Annotated in this window: 1 protein-coding gene; it reads right to left on the bottom strand. The window is 60.9% G+C overall.

The features are described 5' to 3' along the window. On the bottom strand, positions 1 to 294 hold a 294-nt coding region (locus tag EN804_RS36380; RefSeq protein WP_135922426.1), incomplete at both ends, for a 3-oxoacid CoA-transferase subunit A.

Here is a 294-nt window from a genome sequence, read left to right as displayed (position 1 = left end):
GGTGGTTTTCGCGGCCATGCACATCAGCGGGTTAAAATTGCGCCCGGCCTTGTTGTAGGTGAGGTTGCCATACGTATCGCCAAGCTCGGCCTTGACGATGGCAAAATCGGCCTTCAGCCAGCGCTCCTGCACGTAGGAGCGGCCGTCGAATTCCGCGATCACCTTGCCTTCTGCCAGTTCCGTGCCGAAACCTGTCGGGGTGTAGAAGGCCGGAATACTGGAACCGCCAGCGCGAATGCGCTCGGCAAGCGTGCCCTGCGGCACCAGCTCCAGTTCGATTTCGCCGGCCAGATA

The organism is Mesorhizobium sp. M8A.F.Ca.ET.161.01.1.1, from assembly GCF_004792105.1.
In the GTDB taxonomy this organism is placed as follows: Bacteria; Pseudomonadota; Alphaproteobacteria; order Rhizobiales; family Rhizobiaceae; genus Mesorhizobium.
This window is presented reverse-complemented; position numbering and strand designations above follow the sequence as displayed.